At 40.3% G+C, this 20,814-nt stretch carries 19 protein-coding genes; 13 read left to right on the top strand and 6 right to left on the bottom strand.

Annotated features, from left to right (window positions below):
- Window positions 1-120: 120 nt before the first annotated feature.
- Complete coding sequence (locus IE056_RS17590) at window positions 121-849, bottom strand: peroxiredoxin (protein WP_189606303.1); 729 nt, start codon at window positions 847-849, stop codon at window positions 121-123.
- 143 nt (window positions 850-992) lie between these two features.
- Entirely contained in the window at window positions 993-1,553 is a 561-nt protein-coding gene (locus IE056_RS17595; RefSeq protein WP_189606304.1) for a thioredoxin family protein, read from the bottom strand.
- A gap of 309 nt (window positions 1,554-1,862) precedes the next feature.
- Between IE056_RS17595 and IE056_RS17600 the strand changes: the two genes are divergently transcribed.
- The 6 genes from IE056_RS17600 (at window position 1,863) to IE056_RS17620 (ending at window position 8,465) form a co-directional block, all read left to right on the top strand.
- Window positions 1,863-2,198 carry a tRNA-binding protein gene (locus tag IE056_RS17600; protein ID WP_189606305.1) on the top strand — a complete coding sequence of 112 codons (336 nt, stop codon included), beginning with the start codon at window positions 1,863-1,865 and terminating at the stop codon, window positions 2,196-2,198.
- Window positions 2,199-2,298: 100 nt separating this feature from the next.
- Window positions 2,299-3,153, top strand: coding sequence for a glycerophosphodiester phosphodiesterase family protein (locus IE056_RS17605; RefSeq protein ID WP_229793810.1), 855 nt, complete (start codon window positions 2,299-2,301; stop codon window positions 3,151-3,153).
- A gap of 58 nt (window positions 3,154-3,211) precedes the next feature.
- Window positions 3,212-3,505, top strand: a complete 294-nt coding sequence (locus IE056_RS18820; RefSeq protein WP_373297323.1) for a hypothetical protein — start codon at window positions 3,212-3,214, stop codon at window positions 3,503-3,505.
- A gap of 58 nt (window positions 3,506-3,563) precedes the next feature.
- Window positions 3,564-5,738, top strand: a complete 2,175-nt coding sequence (locus IE056_RS17610) for a TonB-dependent receptor (protein ID WP_189606306.1) — start codon at window positions 3,564-3,566, stop codon at window positions 5,736-5,738.
- A gap of 219 nt (window positions 5,739-5,957) precedes the next feature.
- Window positions 5,958-6,368: a Fur family transcriptional regulator gene (locus IE056_RS17615; RefSeq protein ID WP_229793811.1), complete on the top strand. Its 411-nt coding sequence runs from the start codon at window positions 5,958-5,960 to the stop codon at window positions 6,366-6,368.
- A 66-nt stretch (window positions 6,369-6,434) separates the two neighbouring features.
- Window positions 6,435-8,465 (top strand): heavy metal translocating P-type ATPase, encoded by a 2,031-nt coding sequence (locus IE056_RS17620; protein ID WP_189606308.1) that lies wholly within the window; start codon window positions 6,435-6,437, stop codon window positions 8,463-8,465.
- Between the two features lie 212 nt (window positions 8,466-8,677).
- Here the strand turns inward: IE056_RS17620 and IE056_RS17625 are convergent, their stop codons facing one another.
- The 3 genes from IE056_RS17625 to IE056_RS17635 form a co-directional block, all read right to left on the bottom strand.
- Complete coding sequence (locus IE056_RS17625; protein ID WP_189606309.1) at window positions 8,678-11,200, bottom strand: M14 family metallopeptidase; 2,523 nt, start codon at window positions 11,198-11,200, stop codon at window positions 8,678-8,680.
- Between the two features lie 75 nt (window positions 11,201-11,275).
- On the bottom strand, window positions 11,276-11,662 hold the full coding sequence (locus tag IE056_RS17630) for a PUR family DNA/RNA-binding protein (RefSeq protein WP_189606310.1): 387 nt from the start codon (window positions 11,660-11,662) through the stop codon (window positions 11,276-11,278).
- A gap of 75 nt (window positions 11,663-11,737) precedes the next feature.
- On the bottom strand, window positions 11,738-13,495 hold the full coding sequence (locus IE056_RS17635) for an ABC transporter ATP-binding protein (protein WP_189606311.1): 1,758 nt from the start codon (window positions 13,493-13,495) through the stop codon (window positions 11,738-11,740).
- Window positions 13,496-13,618: 123 nt separating this feature from the next.
- Between IE056_RS17635 and IE056_RS17640 the strand changes: the two genes are divergently transcribed.
- The 4 genes from IE056_RS17640 (at window position 13,619) to yajC (ending at window position 16,575) form a co-directional block, all read left to right on the top strand.
- Window positions 13,619-14,722, top strand: a complete 1,104-nt coding sequence (locus IE056_RS17640; RefSeq protein ID WP_189606312.1) for a Glu/Leu/Phe/Val family dehydrogenase — start codon at window positions 13,619-13,621, stop codon at window positions 14,720-14,722.
- An 84-nt stretch (window positions 14,723-14,806) separates the two neighbouring features.
- Window positions 14,807-15,748, top strand: a complete 942-nt coding sequence (gene nusB / locus IE056_RS17645) for a transcription antitermination factor NusB (RefSeq protein WP_189606313.1) — start codon at window positions 14,807-14,809, stop codon at window positions 15,746-15,748.
- Window positions 15,749-15,797: 49 nt separating this feature from the next.
- Window positions 15,798-16,253, top strand: coding sequence for a DUF1573 domain-containing protein (locus tag IE056_RS17650; RefSeq protein WP_189606314.1), 456 nt, complete (start codon window positions 15,798-15,800; stop codon window positions 16,251-16,253).
- 28 nt (window positions 16,254-16,281) lie between these two features.
- On the top strand, window positions 16,282-16,575 hold the full coding sequence (yajC, locus tag IE056_RS17655; protein WP_189606315.1) for a preprotein translocase subunit YajC: 294 nt from the start codon (window positions 16,282-16,284) through the stop codon (window positions 16,573-16,575).
- Between the two features lie 133 nt (window positions 16,576-16,708).
- Here yajC and pepT read toward each other — a convergent pair whose 3' ends face one another.
- Window positions 16,709-17,953 (bottom strand): peptidase T, encoded by a 1,245-nt coding sequence (pepT, locus tag IE056_RS17660; protein ID WP_189606316.1) that lies wholly within the window; start codon window positions 17,951-17,953, stop codon window positions 16,709-16,711.
- A gap of 110 nt (window positions 17,954-18,063) precedes the next feature.
- Here pepT and IE056_RS17665 point away from each other — a divergent pair, with 110 nt between their 5' ends.
- The 3 genes from IE056_RS17665 (at window position 18,064) to IE056_RS17675 (ending at window position 20,723) form a co-directional block, all read left to right on the top strand.
- Window positions 18,064-19,086, top strand: coding sequence for a quinone-dependent dihydroorotate dehydrogenase (locus IE056_RS17665; protein WP_189606317.1), 1,023 nt, complete (start codon window positions 18,064-18,066; stop codon window positions 19,084-19,086).
- Window positions 19,087-19,122: 36 nt separating this feature from the next.
- Window positions 19,123-19,737, top strand: coding sequence for a LysE family translocator (locus IE056_RS17670; protein ID WP_189606318.1), 615 nt, complete (start codon window positions 19,123-19,125; stop codon window positions 19,735-19,737).
- 122 nt (window positions 19,738-19,859) lie between these two features.
- On the top strand, window positions 19,860-20,723 hold the full coding sequence (locus IE056_RS17675; RefSeq protein WP_189606319.1) for a hydroxymethylglutaryl-CoA lyase: 864 nt from the start codon (window positions 19,860-19,862) through the stop codon (window positions 20,721-20,723).
- Window positions 20,724-20,814: the final 91 nt, after the last annotated feature.

A 20,814-nucleotide genomic window follows, 5' to 3' on the forward strand; every position in this document is an offset into this window, starting at 1 on the left:
ATACAATACAGATCAAAAAAAGCTGAACAATGATGTATTGTTCAGCTTTCTTTAATAAATTTAATCCTTTAATAAACTGTATCGGTTATTTAGGACTAGACATTTAATTCAGTTGGTGAATTATTCCCTGTATCCTTTCGGAAATATTTTGCTGGCTTCATTATCTGAACCGGAAGCATTCTTGTTGCTGCTTTTCGACGATTCCTTGCCCTGGTCACCATCTGGTTGGGGTGTCATTCTTAAATATGGGCGTACTTCTTTAAAACCTTTAGGGAACATCTCTTTAGCTTCATCATTGGAAACTGATGGACTAATGACCACATCCTCGCCATGTTTCCAGTTCGCCGGAGTAGCCACTTTTCTGTAGGCTGTTAACTGCAACGAATCTATTACCCGTAATAATTCTTCAAAATTCCTTCCTGTACTGGCAGGATAACTTATCATTAATTTAATAGTCTTATCAGGGCCAATGACATAAACCGAACGCACCGTTAAAGTATTGTCGGCGTTTGGGTGAATCATGTCGTAAAGATTGGCGACCTTCTTATCCTCATCTGCTATCAGCGGGAAATTCACCGTGGTATTTTGAGTTTCATTAATATCTTCAATCCATCCTTTGTGGGATTCCACCCCGTCTACACTTAAAGCAAGTACTTTGGTGTTGCGTTTTTCGAATTCATCTTTGTATTTAGCTACTGCTCCCAGTTCAGTGGTGCAAACCGGGGTATAATCTGCAGGGTGGGAAAACAAGATTCCCCAGCTGTCTCCCAGATAATTATAGAAATTTATTTTTCCTTCAGATGTCAGTGCATCAAAATCGGGTGCTTTGTCTCCTAGTCTCAAACTCATCTTCTTGAATTTTAGTGATTAAAAACTAAAGTTACTAAATAGATACCTGTATCAGGACATAAAGCCATCATAAATAACATTGATGGGATAGCTATTTTTTATTTTCTGAAAATAATTCTTCCTGAATGAAGTGTCCAGCGAGCTTAGCGATATTTCCACTTGATATCACAACCTACACTGGGCTTTTGTGGTCCAGGGATCTTGCGGTTGTTTAAAATGGCATCCAGGGCTTCTCTTAAATCTCTTCCGTTTACAGGAATTCCATTGCCGGGACGGGAATTGTCCAACTGGCCTCGGTATACCAGTTTTAAATCAGAATTAAATAGGAAGAAATCGGGGGTGCAGGCAGCTTTGTAGTCTATAGCTGTTATCTGGGTTCTGTCGTAGAGATAAGGAAACGTAAAATTGTGTTTTCGGGCAAATTGCCACATGAGGTCTGGATGATCTTCTGGAAATTCGTTTACATCGTTACTGCTAATGGCCACAAATCCGAAACCAAGTACGCGGTAGTCGTTTGCTACCCTCACAATTTCATCGGCCACATGTTTTACAAATGGGCAATGATTGCAAATGAACATAACCACCGTGCCTTTTTCGCCGCGCACATCCTCCAAAGAATGAAGATTTGCGGTTACAGCATCGGGTAATTGAAAGTCGGGAGCTTTGGTACCCAGAGGGATCATTTTTGAAACAGTTTCTGCCATTTTATTATAACTTCAGGTTCTGAAAATACAAATTTACACTGGAATAGTTGCAAAATTATTATCTTGTTGCAGCTAAAATTAACAAAAATGAGAACATTAGACCAATGGTGATTTTCGCAGCTCTTTGTATAGTAGGAAACTTTTTTATTTCCGAAATTGCAGCGTTGTGGCCGGTCTCGGTAATCATTTTTGCAGTGGTCTGAATAGGACAGTTCTATAGCCACGAAATTAAAGGTAAAAAACCTTCTTTTTTCAAAGATATTCAGTTTCTTTTAATAGGCCCTGGGTCATTATAATATGTTTAGATAAATGGAAATCACCTGGAATGATTTTGAAAAAGTAGAAATGCGAATAGGAACTATTATTGAGGTCAATGATTTTCCAGAAGCAAGAAATCCGGCATACCAGCTAAAAATAGATTTTGGACCCGAGATAGGGATCCGGAAATCTTCAGCGCAAATCACCGTCAGATATTCAAAAAAAGAGCTGTTGAACAGGCAAATAGTGGCAGTGGTGAATTTTCCGAAGAAACAAATTGCCAACTTAATGAGTGAATGCCTGGTGCTTGGAGCCGTAGGTCCCGATAATGATATTGTACTCCTAAACCTCGATTTTAAGGTGGAAAACGGGCAAAGGGTTGGTTAGATAATTTAGCAGGAGTGATATGTTTAATAACTTCAGGTGGTTTATTCCGGGTATAGTTTTACTATCTGCCAGTACAATTATCTCCTGTAAAAATCCTGAAATGCAACAGTCGAAAGAAAAAAATAGAATAGAAGTTCAGGGTCACAGGGGCGACAGAGGAAATTTTCCTGAAAATACCATTCCTGCTTTTCTAAGCGCTGTTAAAAAAGGAGTGGATGTCCTGGAACTTGATGTAGTAATCTCCAAAGACAAAAAAGTAGTGGTCTCCCATGAACCTTTCATGTCTTCTGAATACATGCTGACGCCCACCTCTCAAAGGATTTATCCTGGCGAAGAGAAAAGCTATAACCATTATAAGATGGATTATGACAACATCCGTCAATTTGATGCAGGTTCCGGAAGAAACAGCAGGTTTTTAAAACAGAAAAAAATTAAAGCGTACAAACCTTTATTGTCGGAAGTAATTGATACCATAGAAAATTATGTCATGTCCCAGGAATTGAAACCGGTGGGATATAACATTGAAATAAAATCTGATCCTAAAAACTATGGCTCTTTTCAACCTTATCCTGAAGAATTTGTAGATCTCGTGATGCAGGTGATAAAGGGTGGAAATATTGAAGAGAAAGTTGTAATGCAGTCTTTTGATCCTGAACCGCTCCACATCCTTAGGGAAAATTATCCGGAAATTCCGGTTTCCTTTCTTGTGGAAAATGGAAGTATAAATGAAAATCTTGGAAAACTGAATTTCCTTCCCGAAATTTATAGTCCGCACTTTTCTTTACTGAAGGACAGCACTACTGTTTCTGCTATAAAGACTAAAGGATTACAGGTAATTCCCTGGACGGTTAATGAAAGGCAGGATATCCAGCGAATGATAGACCTGAAAGTGGATGCAATTATTTCTGATTATCCCGAAAAGGTGATTTCTCTGCTAAAAAAACAACAGCAATAGAAAACCTCTCGCATAAGGATAGGTTATTTTCATTTTTCCTAATTTTGCAGATGTGAAAGTGTTTGTCATCATATGGTCATTTTTAGTACTGACTTTTAACTGCATTCCCTGCTGTGAATTTGACGATTGTGGAGATGAAATTTCTGTAGAACAGAAGGAACATAAAGATAATGCCTGTGAAAACTGTTCTCCATTTTTAAGTTGTGGCAGCTGTAATGGCTTTGTGATTTTTTATGAAACACCGGATTCAGGTGGTTTCTCTATAGTTTCAGAAGCAAAGACTTTTAGGGAGCAAAAATTCTGTTATTCGGAATATACTTCTTCTATTTGGCAGCCGCCGCAAGTTATCTAATGATTATTCCGAAGTAAACATTTACAGATTCAATCATTACACATTTTAAATTTCTATAATGTATAAAAATATATGGGTCATACTGGCCTTTTTTGTGGTGACCATTAGCGGTGCCCAAAATAAATTTGAAGCAAAAATAATTGATGCAGAAGTAGGTGCTCCTCTTTTAGGAGCGAATGCATTGGTAAAGGGTACAGAACTTGGAGCTACAGCCAACATGGAGGGAATCGTAACCATTGAAGCCATTCCTGATGGAGAGCAGACTCTTATTTTTAGTTATGTTGGTTTTGAAACACGGGAGATTACCTATAAGTTTCCACTAGAACAGGAAAAAATTCCGGAAATCCTACTATTTCCGGGTGGAGAAGAGATGGAGGAAGTGATCGTCTCTGCCACCCGTTCGCGAAGGACGATAGCAGATCTGCCAACACGGGTCGAGGTGATCTCGGGCGAAGAACTTGGTGAGAAAGGAAACATGAAACCCGGAGATATTAGGATGTTGCTCAACGAAACCACCGGAATCCAGACGCAGCAAACTTCGGCAACTTCCTATAATTCCAGCATCAGGATTCAGGGGCTGGACGGAAAATACACCCAGCTGCTTAAAGACGGATATCCTTTATACTCCGGATTTTCAGGAGGACTCAGTCTGCTACAGATAGTTCCGCTGGATCTGCAGCAGGTAGAAGTAGTGAAAGGAGCTTCTTCCACCCTTTATGGTGGCGGGGCAATAGCCGGCCTGGTGAACCTGGTGTCCAAAACGCCCACAGAAGATCAGCAAATCGATTTTTTACTAAACGGAACTTCGGCGCTAGGGCTTGACGCGAGTGCATTTTACAGAAATACTTTTGGAGAAAAACTGGGAGCCACCGTTTTTGCCTCTTATAACCTGGGGAGCCCCTACGATCCCGCAGATATTGGTTTGACAGCCATTCCAAAATTCAGGAGATATACGGTGAATCCCCGTTTGTTTTATTATTTCAATGACCGCACTACGCTTGATGTTGGAGTGAATACAGTCGTCGAAGAACGAACAGGAGGAAACATTGATTATATTGAAGGTGAGGATGTGGAAAACCCCTATTTTGAAAGAAACAATACCGAAAGAATTACTACCCGCGCCGGATTCCATACTGCTTTTGATGATGGATCTTCGCTGAGTGTGAAAAACAGTTTTAGTTTTTTTGAACGGAAGATCGAAATTCCTGATTTTGTTTTTTCTGGAGATCAATTTGCTTCTTTTAATGAGATTTCCTATAATTTTGGAGCAAGCAATTTTGAATGGGTGGCAGGACTGAATTTATGGGTCGATCGCTTTGATCAGGATGAAGCCATGGAATCTGAACCGGTAGATTACAACCACGTTACTTTTGGGGGATTTGTTCAGAATAACTGGTGGCTTTCCAACACCTTTAGCCTGGAATCGGGATTAAGAATAGATTATCAGAACGAATACGGAACATTTGTGCTGCCGCGAATTTCAGCAATGATCAATTTTTCTCCCAAAGTTACCGCCCGTATTGGTGGCGGACTTGGGTATAAGACTCCCACAATTTTTACTGAAGATGCTGAAAGATTGCAATTTCAAAATGTGCTTCCCATTGATGTTTCTGAAACCGAAGCCGAAAGATCTCTTGGTGTCAATGTGGATGTGAATTATCGTACGGAGTTGTTTGAGGTCCTGGATTTTAGCCTAAATACGCTTTTGTTTTACACCAAAGTAGATAAGCCACTTATTTTAAACAATGCTCCCAGCAGCACTTATTATGAATATATTCAGCCAGATGGGTACATTGACACAAAAGGATTGGAAGCCAATGTGAAGCTGGGCTACAGAAACTTTAAATTGTTTTCGGGATATACTTTGGCAGACGTTAACCGCCACGTCAACGGGAATACTTTTAAAATGCCCTTAGTCGCCCAGCATCGCCTCAACAATGTCTTGATGTATGAACTGGAAGACAACCTCATGATTGGGCTGGAAGGTTACTATTTTGGCCCGCAGAAACTAAGTGATGGCACTACGGGTGAGCAATACTGGATCTTTGGGTTAATGACCGAAAAGAAATGGGAGAATTTTTCCATCTTTCTGAATTTCGAAAATTTCACCGATACCCGCCAAACCAGGTTTGATTCAATTTATACAGGTTCCATTTCTAATCCGCAGTTCCGGGACATCTACGCCCCGGTCGATGGATTCGTGATCAATGGGGGAGTTAAGTTTCAGTTGTAGATAGAATCATTCACAAGACAAGCTCTATGCGATTCCCCTCCTTCGGAGGGGGTATCCGTAGTCCCAAAAGTGATCGGGAGGGGTGGGCATAATTTTTGTTCCTTATAAATTTGTTGTGCCGGATGTTTTTCAGAAGAAAGTATTTTTGCAGAAACTATTCAAAGAAAGCCTTTATCTTTATAAAAATCGGTCTCTTAATACTTCTTTAAACTCAAAATGATGAAAGAACTTGAAAACAAGTTAGAACAGAAGGAAGTGCGGCCTACTGCCATGCGCTTGCTGGTGCTCGAAACCCTGCAAAAACAGAAAGCTGCAGTGAGTTTACAGGATCTGGAAGATACTTTTGAAAAGGCTGACCGGGTTACGTTATATCGTACCCTTAAAACATTTCAGGAAAAAGGATTGATCCACAGCATAGAAGACGGTACGGGTGCTACTAAATACGCTCTGTGCCAGGAAGGTTGTGAATGCGCACCTGAAGATATGCACGTTCATTTCTTTTGCAACAGCTGTGAAGATACATTTTGCCTGCCTAAATTTAAAATTCCTGAAGTATCCCTTCCTGAAGGTTTTGTCCCCATGGAAACCAACTTACTTGTAAAAGGGGTTTGTGTTAATTGCACAGCCTAAAAACGCAATTCCATTGCACGTTTTAGACGCTACCTTTGAACTGTATTAAAGTTTAAAGGAAATGTTATGAGCGATTGTTGTGGAAGTAGTGCCTGTTCTTCAGGTTCCGTGAATAAGGATAAAACCAATTTGAGTTTTTTCCGGAAATACATGAATTATGGATTGGCTGCTATTAGTTTTGTTCTGCTGGCAATAGCAATTATCCTTAAAGAATTTGTAGAACCGGAATGGTTTACACAGCCACTACAACTGGTACTTTTCGGGGCAGCTTATCTGCCGGTCGGAGGTCCTGTGTTGTGGAAGGCGATAAAGCAGATTGGAAAAGGAGAGGTGTTCAATGAATTTTTCCTCATGGGAATTGCTACCATTGGAGCCTTTTTTCTTGGCGAATATGCTGAAGGGGTAGCTGTGATGTTGTTTTATGCCGTGGGAGAACTTTTTCAGGGTGCAGCTGTCAATAAAGCAAAAAAATCTATTGAAAGTCTGCTGAAGGTGCAGGCAGAAGCAGTAGCGGTAGTTCAGCCAGACAAAACAGTAAAGGTGGTGCATCCATCCTCTGTAGCGGTAGGAAGTACTATTAGGGTAAGACCCGGAGAAAAAGTGGCTTTGGATGGGGAATTGATTTCTCAAAATGCCACTTTCAATACCGCAGCTCTTACAGGAGAATCTGCACCCGATAGAAAATATGAAGGAGAAACAGTTTTAGCCGGAATGATAAACCTGGAGCGGGTGAGTTCTATTAAGGTGACGAGCCGGTTTGAGGATAGTAAACTCTCAAAAATCCTGGAGATGGTGCAGGAGGCCTCTACCCGAAAAGCCAAAACGCAGCGTCTCATCACTCGCTTTGCAAAAGTTTATGCGCCCATTGTAGTGTTACTGGCAACAGCACTTGTCGTTTTGCCTTACTTTCTTGTTGAGACGTACGTTTTTGAAGAATGGTTATACAGGTCGCTGGTATTCCTGGTGATTTCCTGTCCCTGTGCGTTGATGATCTCAATTCCGCTGGGATATTTTGGAGGAATTGGGGCGGCATCCCGTAACGGAATTCTCTTTAAAGGATCCAATTATCTAGACCAGATGCGGAAAGTGGACACTGTGGTGATGGACAAAACCGGGACCCTAACCAAAGGAGTGTTTAACGTACAAAAAGTAGTTGCTGAAGATTTTGATAAAGACCTGATGCTGACGTTGGTTTCTGCTCTGGAAAGTCAGTCTACCCATCCTGTGGCAAAAGCTGTGACATCTTATTGTGCAGGTTTCAGATTTGAATCTGCCGTGGTTAAAGAGGTGGAAGAGATCGCCGGACTCGGAATGAAAGGGCAGGTAGAGGAATTTGGTATCTTGGCAGGGAACGCTAAATTGCTTCAGAAGTTTGATATTCCTTATGATAAAACAATTGAGGAAATCGCCGAAACCACCGTGGTAATCGCCATCAATGGTAAATATGTTGGATACATCAGCATTGCAGATGAAATCAAAGAAGATGCAAAAACTGCTATAGATGCACTTCGAAAAATAGGAATTCCAAAACTCGTGATGCTTTCCGGAGATAAAGATCGGGTAGTGCAGAAGGTGAGTCGGGAGCTTGGATTGGATTTAGCTATTGGTGAGTTACTTCCGGAAGGCAAGATTAACGAGGTGGAGAAGCTTAAGAAAAATTCCGGGGTACTGGCTTTTGTCGGCGACGGATTGAATGATGCGCCGGTAATAACCTTAGCTGATATAGGTATTGCCATGGGAGGATTGGGATCTGATGCTACCATTGAAACCGCAGATGTGGTGATCCAGACAGATCAACCTTCCAAAATTGCCACCGCTATTACTATTAGCAAAGCCACACATAGAATTGTGTGGCAGAACATTGGCCTCGCCTTCGGAATAAAAGCCCTGGTACTACTTTTAGGAGCAATGGGAATCGCCACGATGTGGGAAGCAGTTTTCGCCGATGTGGGGGTAACCCTCTTAGCCATTTTAAACGCCATGCGTATTCAGCGAATGGATTTTAATCAAAATGGAAATTCGGGTTCATTTTCCGGTTCAGGTAGAAATTCTACTCCTGAAGCGCAAAAGCAAAAGAAGGAAGTTTTCGTTCCTTGAGAATATTCTACCCTTAGAAGTACAGAAAGCTGAGAATCTAAAGAGGCTATCCAAAAAAGTCAAATTTGTCATCCTGAATTTATTTCAGAATCTTGTTAATTCGGTTTTCGGAATTTATTTCAACCTGAAACAAGTTCAGATTGAAATACAAAAGCTTTTTAGATAGCCTCTTTAAATTTTTAATCCACAGCCTATTGTCTCACATCCATTAATTACATCTCATCTCCAAAGAAAATAGCATTCATGAGCAGTTTGTTAGTTCCGTACCAAAAAGCTCTGAAATTGGTATTATCTGTAAAGAGAATCACGTTTCCTCTTCCAAAATCCCTGTGCACGAAAGGAATCGTACCTGCAATAGAATCTAAATTTGGTTTGCTGATGTATCCGCTTAATAAAGGCTCCTTGGTGTATTGAATAGGATTATTGTAACTCTGCTCCTTTGCTTCTATAAAATAAGTTGTATTTCTGAACAGAGGGATTCTATCATCTTTATATCCAAAATTCACGGGGTGCGAACGGTCTGTCTTGGCTTCAAAAATAGCTCCGCCGATCCCCTGTGCTCCCCGGAAATCCCTTTGTAACTCAAAAGGAACATCTTTGGCAACAAGCTCATTTTCTTTAAATTCCAGGTCAAGAAATTCATTGCTGTCAAACCAGCGAGCGGCATTTCTGTAGCCAATTAATGTACCTCCAGATCTTGTCCAGGTTTTCAACTTTTCGACATCTTTATCATCCAATGCACTGCCCCAGCTGTTTGGTAGGATGATATCTGTATATCTGCTCAGATCTGCACCGGAAAAATCTTTCAGGTCCAGTTTAGTGAGGATCATGTCATATCGCTGATCGAACAGATGCCATATCTCACCTGCATCATAGGGAGTAATTCCTTCTCCTACAATCATGGCAACACTTTGTGGTTCCAGTGCTCTGAAGTTATTACTTCCCAGGCTCATTCCGCGGGTTAAGCCTGTAGTGACTCCAAAAATGGAAATATTGGATGCTTCTGAAACTTCCCGCATAAAATCATGAAGTTCAGATTGATCCAGCTCCTGGTTCTGCACCGGAATCATGATAGTTCCATAATCAAATTTACGTCCTTCAGCTTCGAACGGCTTCATGCTAACCTTGGTACGTAAACCTTTTTCCAGGATCTGGTTCAGGGCCTTTGGAGCTTCATAAGAATGCCAGTCCATCAGGTAAGCATAATTACTTTGCTCAGGACTTTCTACTGTGGGTTTCTGCAATTCCTCTATCTCTGGTCCGGCATTTTTAAGAGCGGCATCTTCTGTGAAATCAAGATTAAATGCTAGCGGAAAACTCCAGGCCGAAATATCGTAGAATAAACTATCGGCAAATTCTGTACGTCTTTCAAACATTCCTTTGATAAGCCGCTGCTGTCGCTGATTTTTTGGGACGATGTAGCTGCTTCCCGGCTCAAAGGTTTTCCCGTCTTTACGGAAAGCCTCCTGCACTTCGTGGATCTCAATTTTATGACGTTTTAGAATTTCAGCTAGATGATAAGCTGAAGAAGCATCTTTGGAATTTCCGAAGGCATAAGCCCCACGATCGGCTTCCTTACGGGCATTGTTGTAGAAATTCCGTTGATAATTGAGTAATTTCACCCTCATTTTCTGTGCTGCTTCCAGCGTGGATAGTGCTGCAGTAAATTGATTTCTAATGGTGAAAGGGAAAGTAAGTATCCCATTATCGGTTTCCTGCGCATGACCTCTGGAACTACCCTGCTCAAACAGGATTCCTACACTTCCGTTAATGTCTGGGAAAGTTGAGCCTTTTCCGTAGTAAAAATCATCATAGTTTTCTTCGGTATAGTAAAAGGAGCCAATCTTGTCAAAAGCCGCGGCATGATAGGTTCCTATTTCTTTAGTAAGCTCCTGATTGAGCTGCGGAGTCAGCGGATGCGTTCTTTCCGGAATTCCCGGCTGAAAAAAGAAAGATGAATTCGACCCCATTTCGTGATGGTCTGTCAGGATGTTAGGATACCAGTTGTGAAAGGTTTCCAGGCGAACTTTAGATTCCGCCAGCTGCACCGGAAGCCAGTCCCGGTTCATGTCGAACCAGTAATGGTTGGTGCGTCCTCCAGGCCATACTTCATCGTATTCCCGGTCCTGCGGATCGGTATTGATATTCTTGCTTCGGTTAGTGTTGGCCCAATAAGCGAAACGCTGTAAACCATCCGGATTAAAAGCAGGATCAAATAGAATAATGGTATTGTTGAGAAGTGCTTCAATTTCGGGACCTTCGGCAGCGGCAAGATAATAAGCTGCTAAAAGGGCAGCATTAGATCCGCTGGGTTCATTTCCGTGGATGGAAAATCCCTGATTCACGACAATCGGCATATCTTCAGTATTCAACGATCCCGAGCCATCTTCGGTTAAAGCCACGTGATTTTTTCTGATCTCTTCCAGGTTTTGATGATTTTCTTCCGAAGTAATGGTAAGGAGGATCAAGGGCCGACCTTCATAGGTGTTTCCGCGCTTTTCAATGGCTATACGGGGGGAAGCATCGGCAAGGATCCTCATATAGGAAACAAGCAGATCATGGCTTACGTGCCACTCCCCTGGAATATATCCCAATACATCCTGAGGTTTAGGGATGTTTTCGTTGTAGGAAATATCCTGAGGAAGATAATAGGAGAGGTCGAGATTGTCAAACTCCTGCTGGGCGCTGAGGTTAAAACTCATCAATAATCCCAGGCCAAAAATGAGGTTACGCATAGGTTTTATTTTTAATGTAAAATAAAAAAACCGTCCGGATTTCTCGGGACGGTTCATAAAAATTATAGTATTGTTCTATATGTCGTCAAAACTGATATCGGTGAAGCTAGCAGCTGAGGTAGCAGTAGCAGTGGCTGGTTCTGCAGCGGTTTCTTCATACTCCTTCTTGAAATTCTTCTGATGACGTTCACTAATCACTTCCTCGCCTTTTTCATCAAGGATGAAATCTGTCATTTCCTGAAGGATTTCATTAAAGCCTGCAAAATCTTCTTTGTAAAGGTAGATTTTGTGTTTCTTGTAATGAAAAGATCCGTCATCATTAGTGAACTTTTTACTTTCGGTGATAGTAAGGTAGTAGTCTTTCGCTTTAGTAGCCCTTACATCAAAGAAATACGTACGTCTCCCGGCTCTTAATACCTTGGAAAAAATTTCTTCTTTTTCAATCGTTCCATTTTCGCTCATAATCAAATAATCTTTTACGGTTTGTAAATCGTTGGATCAAAAATCTAAAAAAAATTAACATTCCGCAACAAATTTTTACATTTCTTTTTCATCCCGTTGTTTCAGCCATAGTTCTTTATAATAACCGCCTGCGTTGATCAAATCCTGATGCGAGCCGCTTTGAATGACTTTTCCTTCTTCTAAAATGATGATTTTATCGGCATTTTTGGCCGACGAAATCCTGTGGCTTACGATTATGGTAGTTTTATTTTGGGATATTTTATGAAGGTTGGCAAGAATTTCTTCTTCCGTTTCAGTATCTACTGCTGAAAGGCAATCGTCAAATAACAGGATCTTTGGATCGTGAATAATAGCCCTGGCAATAGACACCCTTTGCTTTTGTCCACCCGAAAGTGTAATACCACGTTCCCCCAGTACGGTGTCATATCCTTTACTGAAACCTATAATATTTCTGTGCACAGCTGCATTTTTGGCTGCTTCAAACACCTCTTCATCTGTGGCGTCCTTTTTTCCGAATTTGATATTTGACTTGATGGAATCACTGAAGAGGAAAGCATCCTGCGGAACATAGCCTATACTTTTTCTTAATTCCTCAAGGTTCATGCTCTCAATTGGCTTTCCATCTATAGATATTTCCCCCTTTTCAACATCATATAATCTTCCTATCAATTCAAGTATAGTTGATTTTCCCGATCCGGTTTTGCCTATAATAGCCAGGGTTTCTCCGCTTTCTACCTCAAAAGAAACATCTTTTAACGCCGTAATATTGGTATCTTCATAAGTAAAAGTGACATTCTTAAATGCAATAGCACCCTGAACATCTTCAGAAGAATTATTTGGATTGGTGATTTGTGGCTCTTCCTGCAGGAATTCATTGATACGTTTCTGTGAGGCTGCAGCCTGTTGCACAATAGAAGTCACCCAGCCTACTGTTGCTACGGGCCAGGTAAGCATGTTTACATATAAAAGGAATTCTACTATGATTCCCAGGTTATCAATTTCCCCTGTAATAAATTTTCTTCCCCCAATATAGATCACCAGTACGTTACTGGCTCCAATAAGCAACACCATTAAAGGAAAAAAGAAAGCCTGTACCTTCACAAGATCAATGTTCTTTTCTTTGTTCTCGTTGGAAAGTTCTACAAACGAGGTATTGATCTGCGTTTCGAGTCCGTAGGATTTGATCACTGAAATTCCGCTGAAACTTTCCTGGGTGAATGTATTTAATTTAGATAAATACTGCTGAACGATCGTACTCCGTTGATTAATGGCGACACTTAATTTGTATATCGCGAAAGATAGGATTGGGAGAGGAGCAATAGTGTAAAGTGCCAGTTCCGGAGCCTGGGTAAACATATAAGGAATTACTACAATGAACAGTATTCCTGTCTGGACACTATACATAATGGCAGGACCTGCATACATTCGTACTTTAGAGACATCCTCACTAATCCGGTTCATGAGATCTCCGGTCCGGTTATTCTTATAGAAATTCAGGGAAAGGTCCTGATATTTCCTGTACACCTCGTTTTTGAGATCATACTCAATGTGCCTTGAAGCTACAATAATGGCCTGGCGCATTAAAAATGTAAAAAAAGCAGCAACCAGGGTTGCACCCAGAATAAGGAGGATGTTAGTAATCAATTCCGACCGAACAACAGATTCCTCAAGTATTTCGCCATTTACATATTTTTCAATGGCATTTGTAGATTCTCTTATCAATCTTGGCGTCACCAGGGAAAAGACTCTGGCTAAAATGGTAATAAAAATTCCTATGATCAAATACCATTTATACTTGAGGAAATATTTATTAAGGTGCTGTAGTTCCTTCATACATTAAAAACCTGCCTTTTTTCCAAATTCGTAATTTAAGGCAGTAAATTGTTATTGAGACTAAAATATTCTTTAATTTTGCCCTCTGAATTTAGATATTATAAAAATTCTAATTTATTAAGTATGACAGTTGATGTTGTTAAGGCAAATGACCTTAAAAAATCCGCTCCCGTCTTTGGGCAGTTATCTTTTGACGACCATGAACAGGTCGTTTTTTGCAACGACAAAGATACAGGATTAAAGGCAATTATTGGAATTCATAACACAGTTTTAGGACCTGCTCTTGGAGGTACAAGGATGTGGAATTATGAGAATGAATGGGATGCTTTAAATGATGTTTTGCGTCTTTCCCGCGGGATGACCTTTAAAAGTGCTATTACCGGCCTCAATCTTGGTGGTGGTAAAGCTGTGATTATTGGGGATGCTAAAACTCAAAAAACTCCCGAATTAATGCGGAAGTTTGGGGAATTTGTACATTCTTTAAGTGGTAAATATATTACTGCGGAAGATGTTGGAATGGAAACTTCAGACATGGACCTTGTGAGAGAGGTTACTCCATATGTTACCGGTATTTCTGAAGACAGGGGAGGCGCCGGAAATCCATCTCCTATTACTGCTTACGGAGTTTTCATGGGAATGAAAGCTGCAGCTCAGTACAGGTTTGGTAGTGATCATTTAGAAGGAAAGAAGGTATTGGTGCAGGGAATTGGCCATGTAGGGGAATCTCTTGTAGAGCACCTTACTCATGAAGGAGCCGAGATCTTTATTAGTGATATTAACAGAGATCGCCTGGAAGCAATTCGCTCCCGTTATGGAGTGTCTATTTATGAAGATGCAGATGTTTACAGTGCAGATGTTGATATTTATGCTCCCTGTGCACTTGGAGCCACTATTAACGATGATACTTTAGAAAGATTAAAAGCTAAGATTATTGCGGGTGCAGCTAATAACCAATTGGCAGATGAAAAAAGGCATGGCAACATTCTTCGTGAAAAAGGAATCGTATATGCGCCAGACTTTTTGATAAATGCCGGCGGAATAATCAATGTATACGCAGAGCTTGAAGGTTATGATAAGAAAGAAATTTGCAGAAAAACTGAAAATATCTTCAACACCACCCTGGAAATATTGAAAAAAGCTGAAGCAAATGAAATTTCCACACATGTGGCAGCATTGCAGATAGCGCAACAACGTATCGAAGACAGAAAAAAACTGAATTTAAGCTAAGCAGTTTTTAATTTAATAGTATTTTTGCGGGGCGAAAGAAATGCATCTTTCGCCCCGCTAATTTTTAAAAGTTCTTTTACAGCTATGTTAACCAGAAGACATATTAGAGTTAAAGTAATGCAGTCGCTTTACGCGTACTCCCAAAGTAAGAATGACAGTATGATCTCTGAGGAAAAATTTCTTCTGAAGAGCATGAACGAAATGTACGACCTCTATCTTTTGCTTTTGGATTTAATGGTAGAAATCAAGCACCAGTCTGAAGGTTATTTAGAGAAATCTCAGCAAAAACATTTGCCTACCCAGGAGGAAATGGATCCTAACCGGAAATTTGTGGAAAATGAGGTGCTCGTAAAACTGGAAAATCATAGCAGTCTGCAAAACGCACTCGAAGCTAGGAAACTTAATAACTGGAAGAACGATGACGAATATGTAAGCATTCTCGTAAACGAAATACGGGAGAGTGATGCTTATGAGACATATATGTCTACCCGAACATCAGATTTTAAAGCCGACAAAGATTTTATATTGTTTATTTTCAGGGAGATCATAGCTCCAAATGAAAAGCTGTATGATTATCTTGAGGATAAGAAAATCACCTGGTTAGATGACCTTCCGCTGGTGAACACTGCCATTGTCAAAATGCTTCAGAAGTTAAAAGCCGGTGGTAACGAACAGGCATTGACCAAACTTTTTAAAAACGATGACGATAAGGAATATGCGATTCAGCTATTCAGAAAAACTCTATTAAACGACGAAAGCCTTGCCGCCGAAATGGAAGGTAAAACTCCGAACTGGGACAAAGAAAGAATTGCAGATCTTGACACCATTCTTATAAAAATGGCGATCTGTGAATTTTTAAAATTCCCATCTATTCCGGTGAAGGTTACTATTAACGAATATCTTGAGATTGCAAAGGAATACAGTACTCCAAAAAGTAGCATATTTATCAACGGGGTGCTTGATAAACTCTCCAAAGAATACAAAGAAAACGGTAAACTTAATAAAATGGGGCGGGGCCTCATGTAATCAATAAATTTTCTTAATTTTATCGCCTTAACTTTTTAAATTAAAAATCATGAAAAAAGGAATGCTTTTATTGGCAGTTATTGCTGCAATGACCTTCACTTCCTGTAAAGAAGATGCGTCAAACAAAGTCAAAGCAGAAAATGTAGAGGAAGCTGCTGAACGTGATTCACAGGCAGTAGTTTATCCTGAGATAAGCTTCGACGCTACAGAACACGATTTTGGAACCATAGACCAGGGTACAGCTGTGGAACATACCTTTACATTTACTAATACAGGGAATGCACCATTGGTAATTACCAATGCGAGCAGTTCTTGTGGATGTACTGTCCCTACCTGGACTAAAGAACCAATCGCTCCGGGAGAATCTGGTGAAATGCTAGTGAAATTCAACGGTAGTGGTCAAAACCAGGTAACAAAAACTGTTACCATTACTGCAAACACTGAAAGCGGTAAAGAACAATTAAGAATCAAGGCTTTTGTAAATCCTAAGGATCAACAATCTTAAATTAGGAGCATAAAGCAAAATATTATCTATGGACCAAATAGCACAGTTTGCACCAATTATTTTAATGTTTGTGGTAGTGTTTTTTTTTATGATACGCCCACAAATGAAACGCGCAAAACAGGAAAAACAATTCGCTTCTGAACTTAAAAAAGGGGACAGGATCGTTACCAAAAGTGGGATGCACGGTAAAATAATTGACTTTAGTGAAAAACAAAATGCGGTTATAATTGAAACCGGAGCAGGGAAAATCACTTTTGACAGATCTTCCATTTCAATGGAAATGAGTCAAAAACTAAATGCCCCTGTAAAGGAGAAAAAATAAAAGTTTTACAATTTTCTTTCAAAGCAGCTTAGGAATTATTCTTAAGCTGCTTTTTTATTTAAAAAAGCAAAACCTACCAGGGTTTTAAAACCTGATAGGTTTGCTATCTGTAATCCACTCAAAAGTTTCTTTATTAACGGCGATACTTTTCAGCAGTAAGTTCTGCGATCTTTACAATGACCTCTACCGCTTTTTGCATGCTTTCAACCGGAACATATTCGTATTTTCCGTGAAAATTATGTCCGCCGGCAAAGATGTTGGGGCAGGGTAATCCCATAAAACTTAGCTGAGCGCCATCTGTTCCGCCACGTATTGGTTTTAAAATTGGTTCAACTTCAGCAGCCTCCATGGCAATTTTTGCAATTTCCACAATATGTTGCACGGGCTCTATCTTTTCCCGCATGTTAAAATATTGATCTTCTATCTTTATCTCAATCACCTCTTTTTCATATTGTGCATTAATTTCGGCTACGAGGTCCTGCATCATTTCTTTTCTTGCCTCAAAATGATTCCTGTCGTGATCCCTGATAATGTAGTGCAGTTTTGTTTCTTCAACATCTCCTTTAATAGATGATAAATGAAAGAATCCCTGCCTGTCTTCAGTATGCTCGGGAGTTTCTAGGCGTGGGAGGGAATTGATGAAATCCTGAGCGATATACATACTGTTTACCAGCTTGTCCTTAGCGTAGCCAGGGTGAACACTTTTTCCTTTTATAATAACATCTGCTCCTGCTGCGTTGAAATTCTCAAATTCCAGTTCTCCAACCTGGCTACCATCCATCGTGTAGGCCCATTCCGCACCGAATTTTTCCACGTCAAATTTATGTGCACCACGGCCTATTTCTTCGTCAGGTGTGAAACCTACCTTGATCGTTCCGTGTTTAATTTCAGGGTGTTCTGTGAGGTATTTCATGGCGGTCATAATTTCCGTAATTCCGGCTTTATCATCGGCTCCTAAAAGAGTGGTGCCATCTGTAGTGATAAGGTTTTGACCTTTATATTGTATAAGATCTTCAAAATAATCAGGGGAAAGTATGATATCCTTTTCTTTATTCAGAATAATATCTTCTCCATTGTAATTCTCAATAATTTGTGGATTTACATTGGTTCCGGAGAAATCGGGGGAAGTATCAAAATGGGAAATAAACCCAATGACCGGTACCTCATGAGGAACATTTGAGGGCAAAGTAGCCATGATATAGGCGTGTTCATCAATGCTTACCTCTTGCAATCCCATCTCTTTGAGTTCTTCTGCGAGTTTGTTGGCAAGATCCCACTGCTTTTCTGTACTTGGGGTACTGCTGCTTTCGGGATCACTCTGGGTGTCTATAGTTACGTAGCTAATAAATCGATTTATAATTTCTTGTTTGTTGGTCATTTTCAAAGAATTTTTCCCAAAATTACTTAACTCATTGGCAGGTTCAAAACCTTTTAAGTTTTCAGCGGCTATTTTTTTGATTTAGGTTAATTTTGCACAAACCTTTCTGTATGTATAAATCCATTTTACGTCCGCTGCTCTTTAGATCAGATCCCGAAAAAGTCCATCATTTCACCTTCAATATGCTTCGGCGGCTTCATAAAATTCCGGGGATGAAAGGTTTCTTCCGGAGCAATTTTCAATTAGAGCATCCGGATCTTGAGAGGGAAGTATTCGGACTCAAATTTAAAAATCCGGTGGGGCTGGCTGCAGGGTTCGACAAGGATGCTAAACTCTATCAGGAGCTATCAGATTTAGGATTCGGATTTATAGAAATAGGTACTTTAACGCCCAAACCACAGCCGGGAAATGATAAAAAGCGGCTTTTCAGGTTAAAAGAAGATGAGGCGATCATTAACCGCATGGGATTCAACAACGGTGGAGTGGCTGCGGCAGTGGAACGATTAAAAAAGAATAAAAATGTACTTATAGGAGGAAACATTGGTAAAAACAAAGTAACTCCAAACGATAAAGCCGTAGATGATTACCTGATTTGTTTTGAAGCCCTTTTTGATCATGTAGATTATTTTGTGATAAATGTAAGTTCTCCAAATACGCCGAATCTTAGGGAGCTGCAGGATAAAGAACCTCTGACAAGGTTACTAAACAGTCTGCAGGGAGAGAACAGGAAAAAGGTTGTACAAAAACCTATATTGCTGAAAATAGCGCCCGATCTTACCAATTCTCAGCTCCTGGACATTATTGATATTGTGAAAGAAACCAGAATTGCCGGGGTGATCGCAACCAATACCACAATCTCACGAGATGGGCTGACTTCAGAAAATAAAGAAGAAATGGGAGGTTTGAGTGGAAAACCGTTGAGAAAACGTGCAACAGAAGTCATTCAATTTCTTTCTGAAAAAAGCAATAAAGCATTTCCAATCATTGGAGTGGGAGGAATACATTCGGCTGAAGATGCCATTGAAAAGCTCGATGCCGGTGCAAGCCTTATACAGCTCTACACAGGATTTATTTATGAAGGCCCCGGCCTCATCAAAGAGATCAATAAAAAGCTTCTCGAACAGAAAAAATAACTGTTCTTGTTATAATTTCCATAAACTCATATTTCTTTGGCAGATCAACTCATTCCTTTCCTTACGGCAGCTATTCTGCTCACGGTTTCTCCCGGGCCCGATATTATTTTCGTTCTGGTGCAGGGGATGGCAAATGGTAAGAAATATGGTTTGATCACTGCTCTTGGACTTGTAAGCGGAATAATAATCCATACCACCCTCGTGGCTTTTGGAGTTTCAGCAATTATCCGGGAGTCTGAAATGGTCTTTGTGGTCATCAAGATCTTTGGTGCCCTGTATCTCTTCTTTCTGGCATTTAAAGTTTTTAGAAGTGATCCTGAAATAGCTTTTTCTGCGGAAGGAATCCAGGGGAGATCATTTTTCTCTTTATTTAAACAGGGCTTTATAATGAACGTGCTAAACCCGAAGGTGACCATTTTTTTTCTCGCATTTTTTCCGGGATTTCTGTGGGAGCCTGAAGGAAATACGGTATTTCAGTTTTATGTCCTCGGCTTTCTATTTATGTTTCAGGCAATACTCATCTTCGGATTAGTAGCTGCACTCGCCGGAAAAATCTCGACTTACCTTCAAAAGCATCCTTCTTCGGGAGTAGTGCTGAAATGGGTGCAGGTATTCGTTTTTATTGGGATAGGATTCTTTGTCCTTATGTAAGGAAAGTAGGTTTCTTCAATGCTTAGGATTAAAAAATCTTCCGAAAAAAGAATCCTTACGTTCTTTTATGTAAACGTGAAAGAGACTTTTAAAATCCTTCATTAAAATACTATATTTGGGCTATGGGGAAAATCAAGATAATCGAATGTCCGCGGGATGCCATGCAAGGCATCCGGGATTTTATTCCAACCGAGAAAAAGGTCCAGTACATTCAGTCTTTATTACGCTGCGGATTCGATACGATCGACTTCGGAAGTTTTGTTTCTCCAAAAGCAATTCCACAAATGGCCGATACAGCCGAAGTGCTGTCAAAACTGGACCTTTCAAGGACACAAAGTAAATTACTTGCTATTGTTGCCAACACCCGGGGAGCACAGGATGCTGCCAAACATTCTGAAATTCACTACCTTGGTTACCCTTTTTCAATTTCTGAAAACTTCCAGATGAGGAATACTCATAAAACCATAGCGGAGTCAGTGGAAACATTGCAGGAGATTCTGGAAATAGCCGATAAAAGCGGAAAGGAAGTTGTAGCTTATCTTTCCATGGGCTTTGGAAATCCATACGGAGATCCCTGGGATGTTGAGATTGTGGGGGACTGGACGGAAAAGTTGTCGGGAATGGGGGTTAAGATCCTTTCGCTTTCCGATACCATTGGCAGCTCGACTCCAGATATAATCACCTATCTTTTTTCAAACCTTATTCCCCAATATCCGGGTATAGAATTCGGCGCACATTTACATACCGTTCCCACGAGATGGCATGAGAAAATCAATGCAGCTTATACTTCCGGTTGTACAAGGTTTGATGGTGCCATACAAGGTTTTGGCGGTTGTCCAATGGCAAAGGATGAATTAACCGGAAATATGCCAACCGAAAAGATGCTTTCCTATTTCACCTCCAAAAAAGCAGAAACCAATGTTAAAATGATGAGTTTCGAATCTTCCCATAACGAAGCCACAAAAATATTCAGCTTATATCGTTAAAAATGATTATTTTACTGGTAAACTTCTAACTGTATTTAACCCTTTAAACTTGGATCGCAAATTACTTTGCATTCTATGGTCTTTTTTTTGC

It is taken from the genome of Salinimicrobium marinum (genome assembly GCF_014651535.1).
Taxonomy (GTDB): Bacteria; Bacteroidota; Bacteroidia; order Flavobacteriales; family Flavobacteriaceae; genus Salinimicrobium; species Salinimicrobium marinum.